The sequence below is a fragment of the Amycolatopsis sp. FU40 genome (assembly GCF_021903635.1).
Lineage (GTDB): Bacteria > Actinomycetota > Actinomycetes > Mycobacteriales > Pseudonocardiaceae > Amycolatopsis > Amycolatopsis dendrobii.
Genome location: NZ_CP091381.1, coordinates 5647709 through 5663241, shown reverse-complemented (window position 1 = coordinate 5663241; position 15533 = coordinate 5647709). Strand labels below are relative to the sequence as shown.

15 protein-coding genes are annotated in these 15533 nt (G+C 68.9%); 6 read left to right on the top strand and 9 right to left on the bottom strand.

The features are described from left to right. The first annotated feature begins 109 nt into the window (after nt 1-109). Both L3Q65_RS26685 and L3Q65_RS26680 read left to right on the top strand, forming a co-directional pair. Complete coding sequence (locus L3Q65_RS26685; RefSeq protein WP_237596971.1) at nt 110-1051, top strand: NAD-dependent epimerase/dehydratase family protein; 942 nt, start codon at nt 110-112, stop codon at nt 1049-1051. Between the two features lie 170 nt (nt 1052-1221). Next, nucleotides 1222-4548, top strand: coding sequence for an aminotransferase class I/II-fold pyridoxal phosphate-dependent enzyme (locus L3Q65_RS26680; protein WP_237596970.1), 3327 nt, complete (start codon nt 1222-1224; stop codon nt 4546-4548). A 402-nt stretch (nt 4549-4950) separates the two neighbouring features. Here the strand turns inward: L3Q65_RS26680 and L3Q65_RS26675 are convergent, their stop codons facing one another. From L3Q65_RS26675 to L3Q65_RS26660, 4 genes are all read right to left on the bottom strand, one after another. Then, a complete protein-coding gene (locus tag L3Q65_RS26675; RefSeq protein WP_037810612.1) occupies nt 4951-5493 on the bottom strand; it encodes a toxin in 543 nt (180 codons plus the stop codon). Beyond that, nucleotides 5490-5939, bottom strand: coding sequence for a helix-turn-helix transcriptional regulator (locus L3Q65_RS26670; RefSeq protein ID WP_182891185.1), 450 nt, complete (start codon nt 5937-5939; stop codon nt 5490-5492). The genes L3Q65_RS26675 and L3Q65_RS26670 overlap by 4 nt, the downstream gene beginning before the upstream one ends. A 448-nt stretch (nt 5940-6387) precedes the next feature. Further along, nucleotides 6388-6942 (bottom strand): hypothetical protein, encoded by a 555-nt coding sequence (locus L3Q65_RS26665; RefSeq protein ID WP_237596969.1) that lies wholly within the window; start codon nt 6940-6942, stop codon nt 6388-6390. Nucleotides 6943-7533: 591 nt separating this feature from the next. After that, entirely contained in the window at nt 7534-7956 is a 423-nt protein-coding gene (locus L3Q65_RS26660; RefSeq protein WP_116198529.1) for a hypothetical protein, read from the bottom strand. Between the two features lie 318 nt (nt 7957-8274). On the opposite strand from L3Q65_RS26660, the gene L3Q65_RS26655 reads away from it, so the two are divergent. After that, a complete protein-coding gene (locus L3Q65_RS26655; protein ID WP_237596968.1) occupies nt 8275-8868 on the top strand; it encodes a GNAT family N-acetyltransferase in 594 nt (197 codons plus the stop codon). Then, a complete protein-coding gene (locus tag L3Q65_RS26650) occupies nt 8801-9316 on the top strand; it encodes a TetR/AcrR family transcriptional regulator (RefSeq protein WP_237596967.1) in 516 nt (171 codons plus the stop codon). The genes L3Q65_RS26655 and L3Q65_RS26650 overlap by 68 nt, the downstream gene beginning before the upstream one ends. Here L3Q65_RS26650 and L3Q65_RS47395 read toward each other — a convergent pair. The 3 genes from L3Q65_RS47395 to L3Q65_RS26640 are packed head-to-tail and all read right to left on the bottom strand — an operon-like array spanning nt 9313 to nt 11242. Next, nucleotides 9313-9633: an enoyl-CoA hydratase/isomerase family protein gene (locus tag L3Q65_RS47395; protein WP_255751380.1), complete on the bottom strand. Its 321-nt coding sequence runs from the start codon at nt 9631-9633 to the stop codon at nt 9313-9315. The two genes, L3Q65_RS26650 and L3Q65_RS47395, sit on opposite strands and share 4 nt — an antisense overlap. Continuing rightward, nucleotides 9536-10045 (bottom strand): enoyl-CoA hydratase-related protein, encoded by a 510-nt coding sequence (locus tag L3Q65_RS47390; protein ID WP_255750843.1) that lies wholly within the window; start codon nt 10043-10045, stop codon nt 9536-9538. The genes L3Q65_RS47395 and L3Q65_RS47390 overlap by 98 nt, the downstream gene beginning before the upstream one ends. Further along, a complete protein-coding gene (locus L3Q65_RS26640) occupies nt 10046-11242 on the bottom strand; it encodes a cysteine desulfurase-like protein (protein WP_237600943.1) in 1197 nt (398 codons plus the stop codon). It abuts the gene before it with no gap. Nucleotides 11243-11335: 93 nt separating this feature from the next. Here L3Q65_RS26640 and L3Q65_RS26635 point away from each other — a divergent pair, with 93 nt between their 5' ends. Beyond that, nucleotides 11336-11968, top strand: a complete 633-nt coding sequence (locus L3Q65_RS26635) for a peptide deformylase (RefSeq protein ID WP_237596966.1) — start codon at nt 11336-11338, stop codon at nt 11966-11968. 86 nt (nt 11969-12054) lie between these two features. Then, nucleotides 12055-12879: an isocitrate lyase/phosphoenolpyruvate mutase family protein gene (locus L3Q65_RS26630; RefSeq protein WP_237596965.1), complete on the top strand. Its 825-nt coding sequence runs from the start codon at nt 12055-12057 to the stop codon at nt 12877-12879. Between the two features lie 677 nt (nt 12880-13556). Here L3Q65_RS26630 and L3Q65_RS26625 read toward each other — a convergent pair. Together L3Q65_RS26625 and L3Q65_RS26620 are read right to left on the bottom strand one after the other, a co-directional pair. Then, nucleotides 13557-14048 carry a methylated-DNA--[protein]-cysteine S-methyltransferase gene (locus L3Q65_RS26625; protein WP_182891191.1) on the bottom strand — a complete coding sequence of 164 codons (492 nt, stop codon included), beginning with the start codon at nt 14046-14048 and terminating at the stop codon, nt 13557-13559. After that, on the bottom strand, nt 14045-15526 hold the full coding sequence (locus tag L3Q65_RS26620) for a DNA-3-methyladenine glycosylase 2 family protein (protein WP_237596964.1): 1482 nt from the start codon (nt 15524-15526) through the stop codon (nt 14045-14047). The genes L3Q65_RS26625 and L3Q65_RS26620 overlap by 4 nt, the downstream gene beginning before the upstream one ends. Nucleotides 15527-15533 lie beyond the last annotated feature (7 nt).

Genomic DNA, 15533 nt, shown 5'->3' with positions numbered 1-15533 from the left:
GGGTGTCGGGGGCCTGCTCGAGAACCGCTGGAGGTGATCTTCCGGTGAACGGCGGGCGACCGGGTCGTGAACGGCCGCAACGGGATGCGCTCGTCGCTAGGGTGTCGCCATGAGTCTTCAGGTGGTGATCGGGCACGGACCGGCGGGGGCGGCCACCGCCGCGCTGCTGGTTGAACAAGGAGAGCGAGTCCGGGTGATCAGCCGTTCGCCGCGGGAGCCCGAACCGGGGCTGGAACACGTCTCGCTCGACGCCGCTGACCAGGCAGCACTCGCCGAAGCGACCAAGGACGCGGCAGCGATCTACAGTTGCGCGAGCCCGCCCTATCATCGGTGGGCGACCGATTGGCCGCCGCTGCAGGCCTCGATCTGCGCCGCGGCCGAAGCGAACGGCGCGCTGCTGGTGTCGCTGGGGAATTTGTACGGCTACGGCCCGGTCGATGGTCCGCTCACCGAGAACCTGCCGCTCGCGGCCACCGGAACCAAGGGCCGGGTCCGGGCTTTGCTGTCGGAACAACTGCACGCATTGCACGACGAGGGCCGCATCCGCGCGGTCGAGGTGCGGGCCTCCGATTTCTTCGGTCCCGGAGTGACCGACGGCGGCCATCTCGCCGCCCGGGTGGTGCCGAACGTGCTGCGCGGCGGAAAGGTGCAGGTACTCGGCGATCCGGACGCCCCGCACAGTTGGACGTACATTTCCGATGTGGCGCGCACGCTGGTCGCGGCCGCGCGGGAAGAAAAGGCGTGGGGCAAGGCGTGGCATGTGCCGACTGGTCCGCCGCGGTCCGCTCGGGTGATGGTCGCGCTGTTGTGCGAGGCGGCCGGAGTGCCTCCGGTGCCTGTGCAGCGCCTTTCCCCGATGTTACTGAAGGCGGCCGCGCTTGTTTCGCCGATGTTGCGTGAACTGGGCGAGGTCCGGTACCAGTTCGACCGTCGGTATGTGCTCGATTCCCGTGCGGCACAGGAATTATTCAAGATTACGCCGACGCCGGAGAAAGATCAATTAGCCAGTACCGTGGGCTGGTGGCGTGATCGCTTGGCTACCGTGAGTTGAGTTGTCTGTGCATTCCTCCGCACCTTGCCCAATGCCCTTGAAAAACTGGGTAAGAACGGGCAATCTCGGTGTCGACTGGGTGGGGATCGGCACGAGGAAGTCATGCCATGGGGTCTGCAAGATCTGGGTGGGAAGAATCCGAAAATAGCCAGGACATCGCCGTTGTCGGAATGGGATGCCGTTTTCCGGGAGCGCGCAACGTCAACGAGTACTGGGATCTGCTGAGCGAGCCCAAACCGCAGTTTCGGCGGGTGCCGGATTCGCGGTGGCGGCGCGAAGCGTTCTACAATGACGATTTCCGGGACAGCGGCGCGGTCTACTCCGACCGCATGGCGCTGCTCGAGGACGTCGGCGACTTCGACGCCGGGCACTACAAGATCCCGCCGCGACGGGCCAAATCGCTCGACCCGCAGCACCGGCTGCTGGTCGACCTGACCCGCGAAGCGCTGCAGGACGCGGGATGGGAAGCCGAGGGTTTCGACCGCGACGACACGTCGGTGATCATGTCGCTCAGCGACAGCGGTTACCGCGACATGAGCACGCTGCACCTGCGGCTGAAGCAGCTGATCGGCGGCGAATTCGGCCGGGCGGGAGATCCGGCGATGGCCGAGGCGGCGTCCGCGGTCAGCGGCCTGCACGCCACCGCGATGGCCGGGCTGCTGCTCAACATGGGGCCGAGTTCGATCAGCAACGTCTTCGACCTGCACGGAGAGAGCTACGCGCTCGATTCCGCCTGCTCCGGCGGCCTGACCGCGGTGGCGAACGCGGTGTTCGCGCTGCGGGCGGGCCGCTGCCGGATCGCTGTCGCCGGCGGCGCACAGCTGGTCCTGGCTCCGGACCTGTTCGTGGGCCTGTGCCGGATCGGCGCGATCTCGCGCACCGGCGAATGCCGTCCGTTCGACCGCCGGGCGGACGGCTTCGTGCTCGGCGAAGGAGCCGGCGTCCTGGTGCTGCGCCCGCTCGCGGACGCACGGGCGGCGGGCGACCGGGTGTACGCGGTGATCCGCGGCGTCGGGCTGTCCAACGACGGCACGGTCAAGGGCGGCATGATGCCGCAGGAGTCCGGCCAGTTGCTGGCGTTGCGGCGGGCCTACCGGGACGCGGGCGTCGACCCGGCGTCGGTCGGTTTCCTCGAGGCGCACGGCACCGCGACCTCGGTCGGCGACGACGTGGAGATCAGCGCGCTGACCGAGCTGCGGCGCGGCGCGGAGAACCCGGCCTATCTCGGTGCGGCGAAGTCGGTCGTCGGGCATTCCCTTGGCACCGCGGGGATCGCCGGGCTGATCAAGTCCATTTTGTCCGTCCACAAGGGACAAATTCTGCCGCAGCCGGATTTCGAACCGGCTGATCACCTGCCGTTGCGGGACGCCGGGCTTCAGGTGGCGGGCCAGGTCACGCCGTGGGACAGCGACGGACCGCGCCGGGCCGGAGTGAGCGCGTTCGGCTTCGGCGGTTCGAACGTGCACGTGGTCGTCGAGGAAGCGGAACAGGAAACGCCGCCCGCCGAGACGCCGCGGCTGTTGCTGCTCACCGCACGGGACCGGGCCGGGCTGGCCAGGCACGCCCGCGAGGTGGCCGAGGCGCTCGGCAGCGAGAACCCGCCGCTGGCCGCCGTCGCGGGCACGCTCGCCCGCCGGACGCTCTTCCCGGAGCGGCTCGCGGTGGCCGCGGACGACGTCGCCGACGCGGTTGCCAAGCTCGTCGCCGCGTCGGTCGCGCTCGAATCCGGGCAAGGCGGCGAGCTTGTGCCGGGCGTGTTCGCTGGTGTCGTGTCACCGGGGGAGGAGCCGGTCGAGGACGGTCCGCCGGCCGAACTGGCTCCGCGCGCGGTGACCGGATCAGGATTGCGGCCAGTGGCGGACGGCCTGCCGCGCTGCACGCTGCCGCCGAGCCCGCTCAGCCCGCGCCGGCACTGGGTGGTCGACGACGCGAAACTCGCCAAGGCGCAGACGCTGGAGCCGCTCGGGGCTGCCGCGGCACCGGTTGAAGAGCCGGAGGAGACGACCTCCGCGCGGGATGTGTTGGCGGTCGTGCTCGAAGAAGTCGCGCGGACGACGGCGTTTCCGGCCAGCGAGTTGTATGCCGGGCAGTTGCTTGTGGACGACCTCGGGTTCGATTCGCTGATGCTCACCGAGTTGGAAGGGCGGCTGCGGAAGCGGTTCCCGGGTGCGCCAGTGGAGATTGAGCAGTCGGCGGCGCTGACGGTGGGGGCGGTGGCCGGGATGCTCGCTCCGGCAACGGATTTGATTCCTGCCGCTCCGGTTTCGCCCGCTCCGGCTCCGGCGTGGGATCCGGCCAGCGCGGCGATCGAGGAGTTTCCCGAGGCCGCGGCGATCGAGGCGCGGCTGAAGGAGTTCGACGATCTCGGGGTGCCCAACCCGTACTTCCGCAAGCATCAGGGGCGGATGGACGCTACGACGTCAGTGTCCGGGCGCGAGTACCTGTCCTTCTCCAGCTACAACTATCTTGGGCTGGCCGGGCATCCCGCGGTGACCGCGGCGGTGCACGATGCTGTCGAGCGGTACGGGACTTCCGTGTCCGGCAGCCGATTGCTTGCCGGGGACCGGGATTTGTCTCGCGACCTGGAGACGGAACTCGCCGCGTTCCTGGGAGTCGAGGACAGTCTCGTGCTGGTGAGCGGGCACGCGACGAATGTCGGTGCGATCGGCCATCTGGTCGGACCCGGGGACTTGATCGTGCACGATTCGCTGGCGCACGACAGCATTCTGCAGGGGTGTGCGCTTTCCGGCGCTACGCGGCAACCGTTTCCGCACAACGACATGGCACGACTGGAGGACGTGCTGCGTCGGTCGCGGTCGCGGTTCCGGCGGGTGCTGATTGTGGTTGAAGGCGTTTACAGCATGGATGGGGATATCGCCGATCTGCCTGCGTTGATCGAACTCAAGCGGCGCTATGGGGCGTTGCTGATGGTGGACGAGGCGCACAGCATCGGGACGATGGGGCCGCGCGGGGCCGGGATCGGCGACCACTTCGCGGTGGATCGGTCCGGGGTTGATCTCTGGATGGGGACGCTGTCGAAGTCGCTCGCCGGGTGCGGAGGATATCTGGCCGGGTCGGCTCGGACGGTGCGGTGGTTGCGGTATTCGTTGCCTGGGTTTGTTTACAGCGTGGGGATTACTCCGGCCAATGCGGCGGCTTCGCTTGCGGCGTTGAGGGTTTTGCGGGCGGAGCCGGAGCGGTTGTTGCGGTTGCGGGAGAATTCCCGGGTGTTTTTGGAGTTGGCTGCTGATGCGGGGTTGCCGACTGGGTCGGCTGGGGGGACGCCGATCGTGCCTTGCGTGGTGGGGAGTTCGGATGTCGCGCTGAGGCTGGCTACCGCGTTGTACGAGAGGGGGGTGGTGGTGGATCCGATTCTGTATCCGGCGGTGGATGAGGAGCTGGCTCGGTTGAGGTTCTTCATCACCAGCGAGCATCGGGTGGATCAGTTGCGGTATGCGGTAGGGGTTGCGGGGGCCGAGTTGGGGTTGTTGCGGTAGGCGGGGCGGCTCGTCGCCCTGGCGGGCGACATTGCGCTCGGGTTTGGGGCCCCCACCCCGAAGGTTGATTGTGCTGACGGGCGGCGGGTGCTGGTCAAGGCGGGAAAGATGCTTTGACCAGCACCCGCCGCCCGCAGAGAGGCGTCGGATCGGGGTTGGGGGCGGTGTGGGCGCCTCCGCGGGTGGGTGCATCGGCTGCGGTTCGCCGCCGGGTGCGTCGCTGGTTGGGTGCATCGGCTGCGGCTGTGCGGTGGGCGGGGCTAGCGCCCCAATGTGGCATTGGGTGCGTCAGAGGCACCGAACGCCACATTGGGTGCGTCGCATGCACCCAATGCCACATTGGGGTGCATCCCGGCGGGCGGTGGGGTGGGCGGTGAAGGGTGGCCCTCAGGCGCGGTGGTGCTAGAGGAGTGAGCGTTCGATTCGGTCCATCGGTTTTTCCCCTGCTTTGGGGGTTTCGGCGATGGGTTTCGACGGGGTGCCCATGCGTTCCGAGAGCAGGAAGGCGATGATCTCCGCTTCCTGTTCTTGCGCGTCGTCGTAGGTGGCGCGCATCAGCATGTCCCGGACGATGTCCGGGTCCAGGTTGGGGAACAGCGAGCGGGCGCTCTCGTCGTCAAGGAGACCCGAGCCGCGATGACAGCAGATGATGTGACCCAGCTCGTGCAAGATGATGTGCTCCTGGTGCGCCCCGGTGGTGTTGGCGTCGAAGAAGATCAGGTCCTCGCCCCGCGCGGCCACCCACATGCCGCACGGGTGCGACGCCGGCATCGGCAGCGGCACGAGGGTGATCGGCCGTTCGCGGATCTCGCCCAGGCGGGCGCAGAGGGTGGCCAGGTCGTACTTCGGCGGAAGGTCGAGTTCGGCGATTCGCTGGGCGCCTTCGTCGCGCATCCGCCGCAGTTGCTCGCGCCGCTGCGGGGCTTCGGACGGGGTGCCGGTCACCGCGCCGCTTCGTCCGTGACCGGGGGCAGCCCCTGCATCTTGCGGTATTGGTCCATGATCGTGGTGATCGCCTGGAGGTTTTCCTCGCGCATGCCCGCGGCGCGCATGGCGACCGCGCGGACGCCTGCTTGACGCATCGCCTCCACGGCTGCCAGCTCCGACAGCACCGACCCGGCGACCTCGTCGTCGAAGAAGTACGCGACCGAGACGCCGAAGAATTTCGCCAGTGCGGCCAGCAGCTCCTGAGACGGATTGGTCCGTTTGCCCGTGCGCAGCTGAGAGAGGTATACCGCGCCGACCTTCAGCTCCGGGGTGGCCCGTTTCAGTTCGGCTGCCACCTCGGCGTTCGTCCAGTGCCTCCCTTGCGGGCGCACCGTGCGGAACAGGTCGTCGAGTCTGGAGGCCAGGGTGGGCCGGGCTTCCGCCGGCTGAGTGTCTTCGGACATGCTGCTACGCCCCTCCAGTTGCAGCTGATTGCTCTCAGCTAAGGCGACTATCTCAGATTAGCTCACAGTTGACAATCGCCGGAGGGCTCCACAAGACTGTGCCTCAACGAGATAGCTGGTGGCTAACTCGCCACATAATCCGGGCAGAGCGGCAGGCGTAGTACCGGCCCGGGGCGACGCTGGGGGTGTCGCCCCGCTCGGTCCGCCGAGGCCGGGTCCGGAGGCAGCAGACGTGTCAGCGAACTGCCTCCGGGCCCGGCGCACTACGCCGCCGGCCGGGCTCGCCGATACTTGCTGTGCGGAACTCCGGTGGGCAGCGGACCTGCGTACGGAGGGTATGAGCGGTCGGCGCCGGACTGGCGGATCGCACCCGTCCGGCAGCCGACCGCACTAGAGCCGGAGGTCTTCCGGTGCGGAACCTCCGGCGAGTACGTGGCAGGCAGAGCTGTCAGCGAACCGCTTCGGGTCCGGCGAACTGCGCCCATTCGTCAGCCCACCGCGCCGCGCGCCGGCGGTCGAGCACCCGCCGCGCGATCCAGAACGCGCCGCCCAGCACGCCGACCGCGCACAGCCAGCAGAAGGCCGCGACGAGCACGCCGTTGGTGACCGCGTCCGCGTGCGTCAGCGGGGCAGTGGTCTGTTTGCCGCTGTCGTCCAGCCAGATGTCGGTGGTCGAACCCTCGGTCGCGGAGGCGGCGGGGACCGTGATGACGCCGGTGCGCTGCACGCCGTGCGGCGGCTTCCAGACCGCGTTCACGCGCGCGGTGTTGGCGATCGGCGCGCTGTCGCCGACGGAAGCGACCGGCTGCGCGGCCGTCGTCAGCACCGTGGCGGTCACCTGGTGCCGCGACTGCAGCTGCGCGTCCGACGCGGCGGTCTCCGCGGCGATGTCCTCGCCGCCGATCATCATGGCGAAGGGAATCGCGATGAGCGCCAGCAGCGTGACGATCCCGGCGAGCACGCCTTCGATCCGGTCCGACCGTCGCACGAGCGGGTTGCGCACGGCGCCGAGCCGTCGGAGCAATCGTTTACCAGGGTGTGGTGGTCTGCCTGCCCGAGTCCTGTTCCGCATGCCTCTCATGGTCCTCTTTCGCGCGCGCGAGCGCTGTGTCCCGCACAACGTTTTTCATGTTTTTCCTGGGGATCCGGTGTGTTTTCGCTTACCTCCAGCCCAGGGGTTTACCCGTGTGGGTGACGACGAGCGGAGGTTGCGGCCGCGCGGGCACGGTTTCGCGGCGTGCGGCGAGTGGTCCAGGCCAATGTCTCGCGGGTCCGGTACGCGTTGCTGGGATTGATCTTTCGCCGCGTTCGGCCGCGGATGGGTTGCGGTACCGGCGGTTCGCCGCGGCGGTCGCTCGCCGGATCGTCTGATTCGCACGGTTCGCGTTGGCGGGCAATCGATCTTGTGGCCTCGACGGCTGACGCGACTGTGCGCCGGAAGTTCGCCGGCGGGCAACCAGGGGTTTCCATCGCGGACAGCCCGGGCTGACGTGCCTGCCCGGGCTGCTCGCGAAAACGTTCACTGTCGTCCGACCCGGAATCGGGTCATTGCGAAGCGCGAACCGCGGGAGCGCTCCCGATATCCGGGAACCATTCAGTCGACCAGTCGAATCGTTGCCGTCGGGCTGTGCGAACGACGCCGGGTGATCCCGTGTTCGGCGACGATTCCGAGTTGGATACTGCGATCGGCGGGCGCCCAGTAGCCCGTGCGCACGAAATAACCGTCCATTGTGCAGAGCCGGTTCGCGCTCTTGCGGGAACTGATCGCTTCCCAGCCCCATTGCCGTCCGGTCTCCTCGACGCCGTTGCGCCGCACGTGCAGCCGCGGGTTCCCGATCTCTCGGCAGTACGCGCTGCCGTCCGCGATGTACAGCACGCCGTCGACCTTGTAGAACCGCTTGCCGTCCAACAGGCTCACCTGGCCGGACAGGGTGAAGTGCACCCTGCCGCCATTGGCCCCGTCCATCGTCCAGTCGAGACAGAATTCCTTCGTCGGAACCTCGAGCGACTGGGTCATGGCCGTGTCTCCTTTGCTCGCATGCCGGAGCGTCCAGGAAAATATAAGGAAGAAACGCGTTCCCGGCAGGTATCGGGAACCGTTTTCACCCAAAGAGGCCCAGTGGACACGCATCGTGGTCAAGCCCCGATTAATCGGTGGAATTACCGCCGATGGGGTATCGCGGATACGATAAGTGAATTCTGCTTGCCCGAAACCGGTGGCGGCCCGCCGGTCCCGGGACCGGCGGGCCGCGGTGGTCGTGTCGGCAGCGTGACATCTCCCATGACGCTTGTCATAGTCGCGGCCGTGTGCCACCCTCGGGTTATGACGACTGTCATGACCGCCGTGCGACCGGCCACCGCCGGTTCCGTGGCCGATCTCGTCCGCGCCTGCTCGCCGGAATCGCTGAGCCGCCGGTTCACCCTCGGCGGCCCGATCGAGCCGGACGCGGTCCTGTCCCGGTACCAGCGATTCCTCCTGGTCGAGACGGCCCTCGTCGCTGAGGCTTCGGGCGTGCCCGCCGGGCTGCTGAACGCGGTCCCGGAGGACGGCCGCCGCGTCGAACTGGGGCTGCTCGTCGCCGACCGGTGGCAGCGGCGCGGCATTGGCCGCGGCTTGGTCCGGCTGGCTGCGGAGCAGTGGCGCGGCTGGAAGCTGCACGCCACCGTGCAGGAGGGCAACGTCGCTGCGGAAGGATTGCTGCGGGCGTGCGGGTTCCGCTTCGTGCCCGGGTACGGCGGCGAGAACGAGTACGAGCTGACAGTCACGGAGGAGACGCTCGATGACGGAACGGCCGGCGCGCGAGCGGATGGTCTTCAGCGCTGCGCAGTTGCTGCGTACGCAGGGCTTGAGCGGCACCGGAATGCGCGAGGTGGTGGCACATGCCGAAGCGCCGCGGGGATCGCTTCAGCACTACTTCCCGGGCGGTAAGGAACAGCTGTTCGGCGAAGCGATCGACTGGGCGGGCCGCTACGCCGCACGTCGCGTGACGCGCGCGATGGACTCGCTGACGGACCCGACGCCGTCCGCGCTCTTCGCGGCGGTTGTCGAGTACTGGCGCGCGGAGTTCCTCGACATCGGCTACGACTACGGCTGCCCGTTAGTAGCCACAGTCACCGACACGGTGGCGTCGAGCGAGCCGTTGCGTGAGCGCGCGAACGACGCCTTCGCGCAGTGGCGGAAGCCCATCGTTTCCGCGCTGCAGCAGATGGGCGTGCCGACGGCGCGCGCTGCTTCGTTGGCCGTGTTGATGATCAGCGCGCTTGAAGGAGCCTTAGTGCTGGCCCGGGTCGAGCACTCAGTGACGGCGCTCGACACCGTTGTCGAAGAGCTAGGTCCAGTCCTCGACGCCGCGGTGGACAAGCGCCGCCGCCGCTAACGCCTGTCGAGCTTCGCGCGCAACGTGGCGACAGTGTCCGGGTCGTGCAGCAGCTCAGCGAAGTGCTTGGACTCGGACTCCATGCGCTCTTCGACGCTCTCATCAGTGCGGTCGTGCAGCAGCGCGCGTGTCGCCGTCACCGCGCGTACTGACCGTTCGGCGAGTGTCGCGACGCGTTCCGAGACGCGCTTACCGAGTGCTGTCTCGTCAGGGAGCACTTCATTGACCAACCCGAGTTGCGCTGCTTCGACCGCAGACAGGCGTTCTCCGAACAGCAGCAGCTCCGTCGCACGCTGCGGACCGACGCGGCGCGGCAGCGTAACTGCTGCCGAACTCCGGCACCAGCCCCAACGGTACGAAGGGGAACTGCAGGTAGCTGCGTTCGGTGGCGTAGACGAGGTCGCAATGCAGCAGCAGGGTCGCGCCGATGCCGACAGCGGGACCGTCGACGGATGCGACGACTACTGCCTGCGTCGCGAGCAGCGCCTCCTGGAAGACCCGCGCGGGCGTCTTCGTGCGGTCACCGGCTTCGTGCGCGAGAAAGTCTCCGAGGTCGTTGCCCGCGGTGAACGCACCGCCAGCGCCGTTCAGTACGGCGATCGGCGTACGGACAGCGTCGAAGGCGTCCGCGAGGGCGACGTACATCGCCTTCGTGAGTGCGTTCCGCTTCTCCGGCCGGTTGATGGTGATGGTGGTGACCTGTCCGTCGACAGTCATCTCGATGCTCATTCACAGCTCCGCAACAGCAGCGAGCAGCAGGTCGACTTCCGCCGCAGTCGTGTACGGCGCGATGCCAGCGCGTACGGCACCAGTGTCGCCAAGACCGAGGTGCCGCGCGCACTCGATGGCGTAGAACGTCGAAGCAGGTGCGTTGATCCCGCGCGCGCCGAGACGCTCGTACACCGCCTGCGGCGTCAATCCGGTGACTGAGAACAACACTGTCGGCGTACGGCGACGCGTCGGCGAACCATACCGAACGACGCGCGGTAGCGCCGCGAGCCCGTCTTCCAAGCGCTGCAGCAGTGCGTCTTCGTGCTCTTCAAGCGCCGTCAGCGACGTACGCAAACGTTCGCGACGGCTGCCTTCACTCGGCACAAGCCCCGCGAGGAAGTCGATAGCCGCAGTAGTGCCCGCGAGGAGTTCGTACGGCAACGTACCCAGCTCGAAACGCTCCGGAACCGCGTTGCTCGACGGCAGCAACTTGTCCGGCTGCAGTGTCTCCAGAAGATCCGGTGCGGCCGCGAGAAGGCCGAGGTGCGGTCCGAGGAACTTGTACGGCGAGCAGGCGTAAAAGTCCGCGCCCAGTTCGGCGATGTCGACCAGCGCGTGCGGCGTCAGGTGCACGCCGTCTACGTAACTCAGCGCACCTGCTTCGCGGACCGCTTCGGTAATCGCCGGGATGTCCGGGCGCGTGCCCAGCAGGTTGGAGGCAGCGGTCACCGCGACCAGCCGCGTCCGGTCAGTGAGCAGTTCCGTGATCGATGATCTCGGCAACTCGCCCGTCTCGGGATCGAAGTCCGCCCAGCGGACAGTCGCACCGCGCGCTTCAGCAGCCTGTACCCAGGGCCGCACGTTGGCGTCGTGATCCAGCCGGGTGACCACAACCTCGTCGCCCGGCCCCCAGCTCTTCGCGAGCGTACGGGAGAAGTCGTAGGTCACCTGCGTCATGCTGCGCCCGAACACGACGCCGTCCGGACGTGCGCCGAGCAGGTCCGCGACAGCTTGCCGGGCTTCGCGCACGACGCCGTCCGCGCGGCGCTCTGCCGCCGTGACGGTGCCGCGGTTCGCGATGGCGGCGCAGAGGGTCGAGGACACTGCTTCGCCGACCACGTCCGGGACCTGGGAACCGCCGGGTCCGTCGAAGTGGGCGGCGCCGTTCTCGAGCGCGGGGAAGTGCTTGCGGATCGCGTTCACGTCGTAGGCCACGGCTGCCAGCTTGCCTGATCCCCGGGCGAGTGTCGTGCTCCGCGCGGGTGCGATCATGCCGCTGTCCCGTTGCCCTTGGAGAGGGGTTCGCCGGTGCTTGCCGAACAGGTCGAGAAACTGCTCGCCCAGCCGTTGCCGTGGCCGATCGTGCAGGCAGGCGACCCCGTGCTGCGCGCCGCCGCCCGCCCGTACGAGGGAGAACTGAGCGATGAACTGCTTTCCGCGCTGATCGAGGGCATGAAGGAGACCATGCATGCCGCGCCCGGCGTCGGCCTCGCAGCGCCGCAGATCGGCCTGTCCGTCCGGATCGCGGTCGTCGAGGACGGCGCCCGCGAACGTCCCGGCGTCGCCGAATCCACCCTCGCCACCCGCGGGATCGTCCCGCTGCCGTTCCGGGTGCTGGTGAACCCCGCATACACCCGAGTGGGCGACGAAACCGCCGCGTTCTTCGAGGGCTGCCTGAGCGTGCGCGGATGGCAGGCCGTCGTCGCGCGCCCCTTGCGGATCCGGCTTCGCGGCACCGACGAAACCGGTGCGGCACTGGACGAGGAATTGTCCGGCTGGCCAGCACGTATCGTCCAGCACGAGACGGACCATCTGCACGGCATCCTGTACCTGGACCGAGCTGAATCGCGCTCGCTGTCCACCCACGAGGCAGTCGCTCGCCGCTGGACCCAGCCGACCCCCGCCGACGCCGCCCGCGAACTCGGCTTCGACCTCCCCTGATCCTTTCGCGCCGGTTTTTGTCGGTGCCCGCTGATACGTTCCTCCGCAGTTGCCCCGCCGGGGCTTGCCACTGGGGAGGAACCCACATGAACTCGTTGCAAGACAAGGCAAATCTCTTCCGCGAACTACACGCCACCGATGTACTGGTGCTGCCGAACGCCTGGGACGCGGGCAGCGCAGTCGCCATCGAACGAGCCGGCGCCCCGGCGATCGCCACCACCAGCGGAGGCGTCTCCTGGGCCCTGGCCCGAGGCGACGGTCAGCAGCTATCCCGCGCGGAAATGTTGTCGGTGATCGCTCAAATCGCGAGCGCTGTAGAAGTACCGGTGACCGCCGACGTAGAAGGCGGCTACGGCCTGGCCCCTTCAGCCGTCGCCGAAACCGTGCGAGGCGTAGTCGAGGCGGGTGCCGTAGGCGTGAACCTGGAAGACTCCCGCGCCGGAACCGCCACCCTCTTCGCTCCCGATGAACAGGCAGAACGCTTCACCGCAGCCCGAGCCGCCGCCGCGACGGCTGGCCTTTCGGAGCTATGGATCAACGCCCGCACCGACGTGTACCTCTTCGGAATCGGCGACCCCGCTGGCCGCTTCGACGATGTCCTGACCCGAGCCCGCGTCTATGCCGACGCCGGAGCGGACAGCATCTTCGTCCCCGGCTTGGTGGACGTGGAGGTCCTGGCGGAACTGGCAAAGTCCTCCCCGGTCCCGGTGAGCGCCATGGCCGGCCCTGGTGCACCGCCGGTGTCAGACCTGGCAGCCGCTGGCGTGCGCCGGGTGAGCGTAGGAACGTCCATCGCCCAGGCGGCCTACTCCCTGGCCCACCACGCGGCTGCCGAGGTGCTGAAGCAGGGGACTTATGGGGAGGTGACGGGCGCTCTGGACTTTGGAACGGTGAACGGCTGGTTCAGCTGATGGCTATCGCGGAACGACCGAACCGCACGGCGCAAGACGAGCCGGAACCGCACCGCCCGAGCGGCTGACGGCGAGCGATCGAGACAACCTGGACGGGCCCGTGCTCGAGCCGGGCCCGACCTTCAGGCGAGCTGGGCAATGCGACCGCGCAGATGGGACGACATCAGGCGGCGGCTCGATCTCTCCGAGCCATCCCCGCCTTGTTCGGCCAGGCTCAAGCGAGTCCGGCTCGAGGTAACCCGGTCCGGCTCGAGGTAACCCGGTCCGGCTCGCTCCGAGCCGGACGGGCCTCGGCTCAGTGGCGGGCGGGACGCTGAGCCGAGTGCGCGCTGATTCGGCGAGCCGTGCCCTGCGGGTCGGTCGCCAGCTAGGGGACCAGTCCCAAGCTGGCTCGCCCAGCGCCGACCCGCGTCGGCCGGGCCTCGCCTCGGCTCGGGAGCTGCTGCCAGTTGTGCTGGGTGCGCGCGGTTTTGGCGGGCTGTGCTCTGTCCTGCGGGTTGGTCGCCAGTCGCGGAAGCAGCTGCGGGCGGGCGAGCCTTGCGCCGACTCGGCCAGCCCCGCGCCGAACCGAGCGAGCCCCGCTCTGACCCAAGCCGATCCGGTGCCGCCCCGAGCCAGCCAATCCCAGCCGAACCCACCACCCAAGCTGCACCCCGGCAGCCCGCCCCGACCGCACATCACCCCGCAGCCGCCCGCCCACCCCGCTCCAGCTCCAGCAACCTCCGCTTGCACTCCACCCCAGCCGCGTAGCCGGTCAGCGATCCGTTGCTGCCCAGCACCCGGTGGCACGGCACCACGATGCCGATGGGGTTCCGGCCGTTCGCCAGGCCGACCGCACGGGACGCCGTCGGGCGGCCGATCGACTCCGCCAGCTCTCGGTACGTCGTCGTCTCGCCGTAGGGGATCTGCAGGAGTGCCCGCCACACCGTCTCTTGGAAAGGAGTGCCGCTGAAAGCTAACGGAAGGTCGAACTCGACCCGGTCGCCGGCGAAATACTCGTTCAGCTGACGAGTCGCCGCGGCGAACGGGCGGTCGTCCCGGTCGCCGAAAGCGGCGCGTGGCGGGCGGTACTGCTCGTCGCCGATGTACAGGCCGGCCAGGCCGCCGTCGCGGGCCATGAGGGTCAGCGGGCCCTCGGGGCTGTCGATGACGGTGTGCACCACGGTCATGCCGATTCCTCCGCGGGGATCCGGTTGATCGGGTGGTCGCCGGTCGCCCAGAGGTGCTGGACCGCGTACGCGCGCCACGGCTGCCACCGACTGGCGTGCGCGGTCAAGGCGGCTGGACTTGGTGGCAGGCCTAGGGTTTCGGCGGCGATCTTCACGCCCAAGTCGGTCGCGACGAAGGCGTCCGGGTCGCCGAGGGCGCGCATGGCGATGCTCTCCACCGTCCACGGGCCGAAGCCGGGCAGCGCGGCCAGTTGCGCGCGGGCGTGGACCCAATCGCCGCCTGCGGTCAGGTCGACGTCGCCGGAGACCAGGGCTGACACGAGACCCAGCAGGGTCGCGCGGCGGGACTTCGGCATGGCCAGCGTTTCCGGGTCCAGTTCCGCCAGCGACCCAGGCGACGGGAACAGGTGCGTCAGGCCGCCTTCCCGGTCCTCGATCGGGGTGCCGTGCGCCAGGACCAGGCGCGCCGCATGCGTACGAGCGGCCGCGGTCGAGACCTGCTGGCCGAGTACTGCTCGCACGGCGAACTCGGCTGAGTCGGTCGTGCGCGGGACGCGCCTGCCGGGCGCGGCGGCGACCAGGGGCGCGAGGGTCGGGTCCGTGGCGAGTTGTTCGTCGACGGCTACCGGGTCGGCGTCCAGGTCCAGAAGCCAGCGGCACCGGCTGATCGCGGCGGCCAGGTCGCGCAGGTCGGTCAGGCTCAGGCGGCACGCGACGTGGTCCGGTTCAGGGCGAAGCGACACCACGCCGTGGCCGTGCGGCAGTCGCAGGGTGCGGCGGTAAGCGCCGTCGCGCCATTCCTCGACGCCCGGGACCGCGGTGGCGATCAGGTGCCCGAACAGGTTGTCCGGGCACAGCGGCCGCCGGAACGGGAGCCGCACCGACAGCACTCCCTGCGACTTGGTCCGTTTGCCGCCGCGGACGCGGGAGCGCAACTCGCTCGGCGTCAGGGCGAAGACTGCCCGCACGGTTTCGTTGAACGTCCGGATACTCGAAAACCCCGCCGCGTGCGCGATATCGCTCATCGGCATCGTCGTGGTTTCGATCAGCAACCGGGCGGTCTCGGCGCGCTGTGCCCTGGCTAGGGCGAGCGGGCCCGCGCCCAGTTCGGCACGCACCTGGCGTTCGATCTGCCGGACGCTGTACCCCAGTCGCGTAGCCAGCCCCTGCACGCCTTCGCGGTCGACGACCCCGTCGCCGATCAGGCGCATCGCGCGCGCCACGACGTCGGCGCGTTCGTTCCACAGCGGCGAACCGGGCGACGCGTCGGGCCGGCAGCGTTTGCAGGCGCGGAATCCGGCGGCCTGCGCGGCGGCCGCGCTCGGATAGAAGCGCATGTTCTCGACCTTGGGCGGCACTACTGGGCAGCTCGGCCGGCAGTAAATCCCCGTGGTCAGCACCGCGGTGAAAAACCACCCGTCGAACCGGTCGTCCTTCGACTGCACCGCGCGGATACAGCGTTCGGTCTCCTCGTACACGCCGATC

What these genes read in the sequence shown, in the direction of transcription:
- L3Q65_RS26685 (WP_237596971.1), top strand. Translation starts at nt 110, where the DNA reads ATGAGTCTTCAGGTGGTGATCGGGCACGGACCGGCGGGGGCGGCCACC.
- L3Q65_RS26680 (WP_237596970.1), top strand. Translation starts at nt 1,222, where the DNA reads ATGGGATGCCGTTTTCCGGGAGCGCGCAACGTCAACGAGTACTGGGAT.
- L3Q65_RS26670 (WP_182891185.1), bottom strand. Translation starts at nt 5,939, where the DNA reads ATGTCCGAAGACACTCAGCCGGCGGAAGCCCGGCCCACCCTGGCCTCC.
- L3Q65_RS26660 (WP_116198529.1), bottom strand. Translation starts at nt 7,956, where the DNA reads ATGACCCAGTCGCTCGAGGTTCCGACGAAGGAATTCTGTCTCGACTGG.
- L3Q65_RS26655 (WP_237596968.1), top strand. Translation starts at nt 8,275, where the DNA reads ATGACCGCCGTGCGACCGGCCACCGCCGGTTCCGTGGCCGATCTCGTC.
- L3Q65_RS26650 (WP_237596967.1), top strand. Translation starts at nt 8,801, where the DNA reads ATGCGCGAGGTGGTGGCACATGCCGAAGCGCCGCGGGGATCGCTTCAG.
- L3Q65_RS47390 (WP_255750843.1), bottom strand. Translation starts at nt 10,045, where the DNA reads ATGAGCATCGAGATGACTGTCGACGGACAGGTCACCACCATCACCATC.
- L3Q65_RS26630 (WP_237596965.1), top strand. Translation starts at nt 12,055, where the DNA reads ATGAACTCGTTGCAAGACAAGGCAAATCTCTTCCGCGAACTACACGCC.
- L3Q65_RS26625 (WP_182891191.1), bottom strand. Translation starts at nt 14,048, where the DNA reads ATGACCGTGGTGCACACCGTCATCGACAGCCCCGAGGGCCCGCTGACC.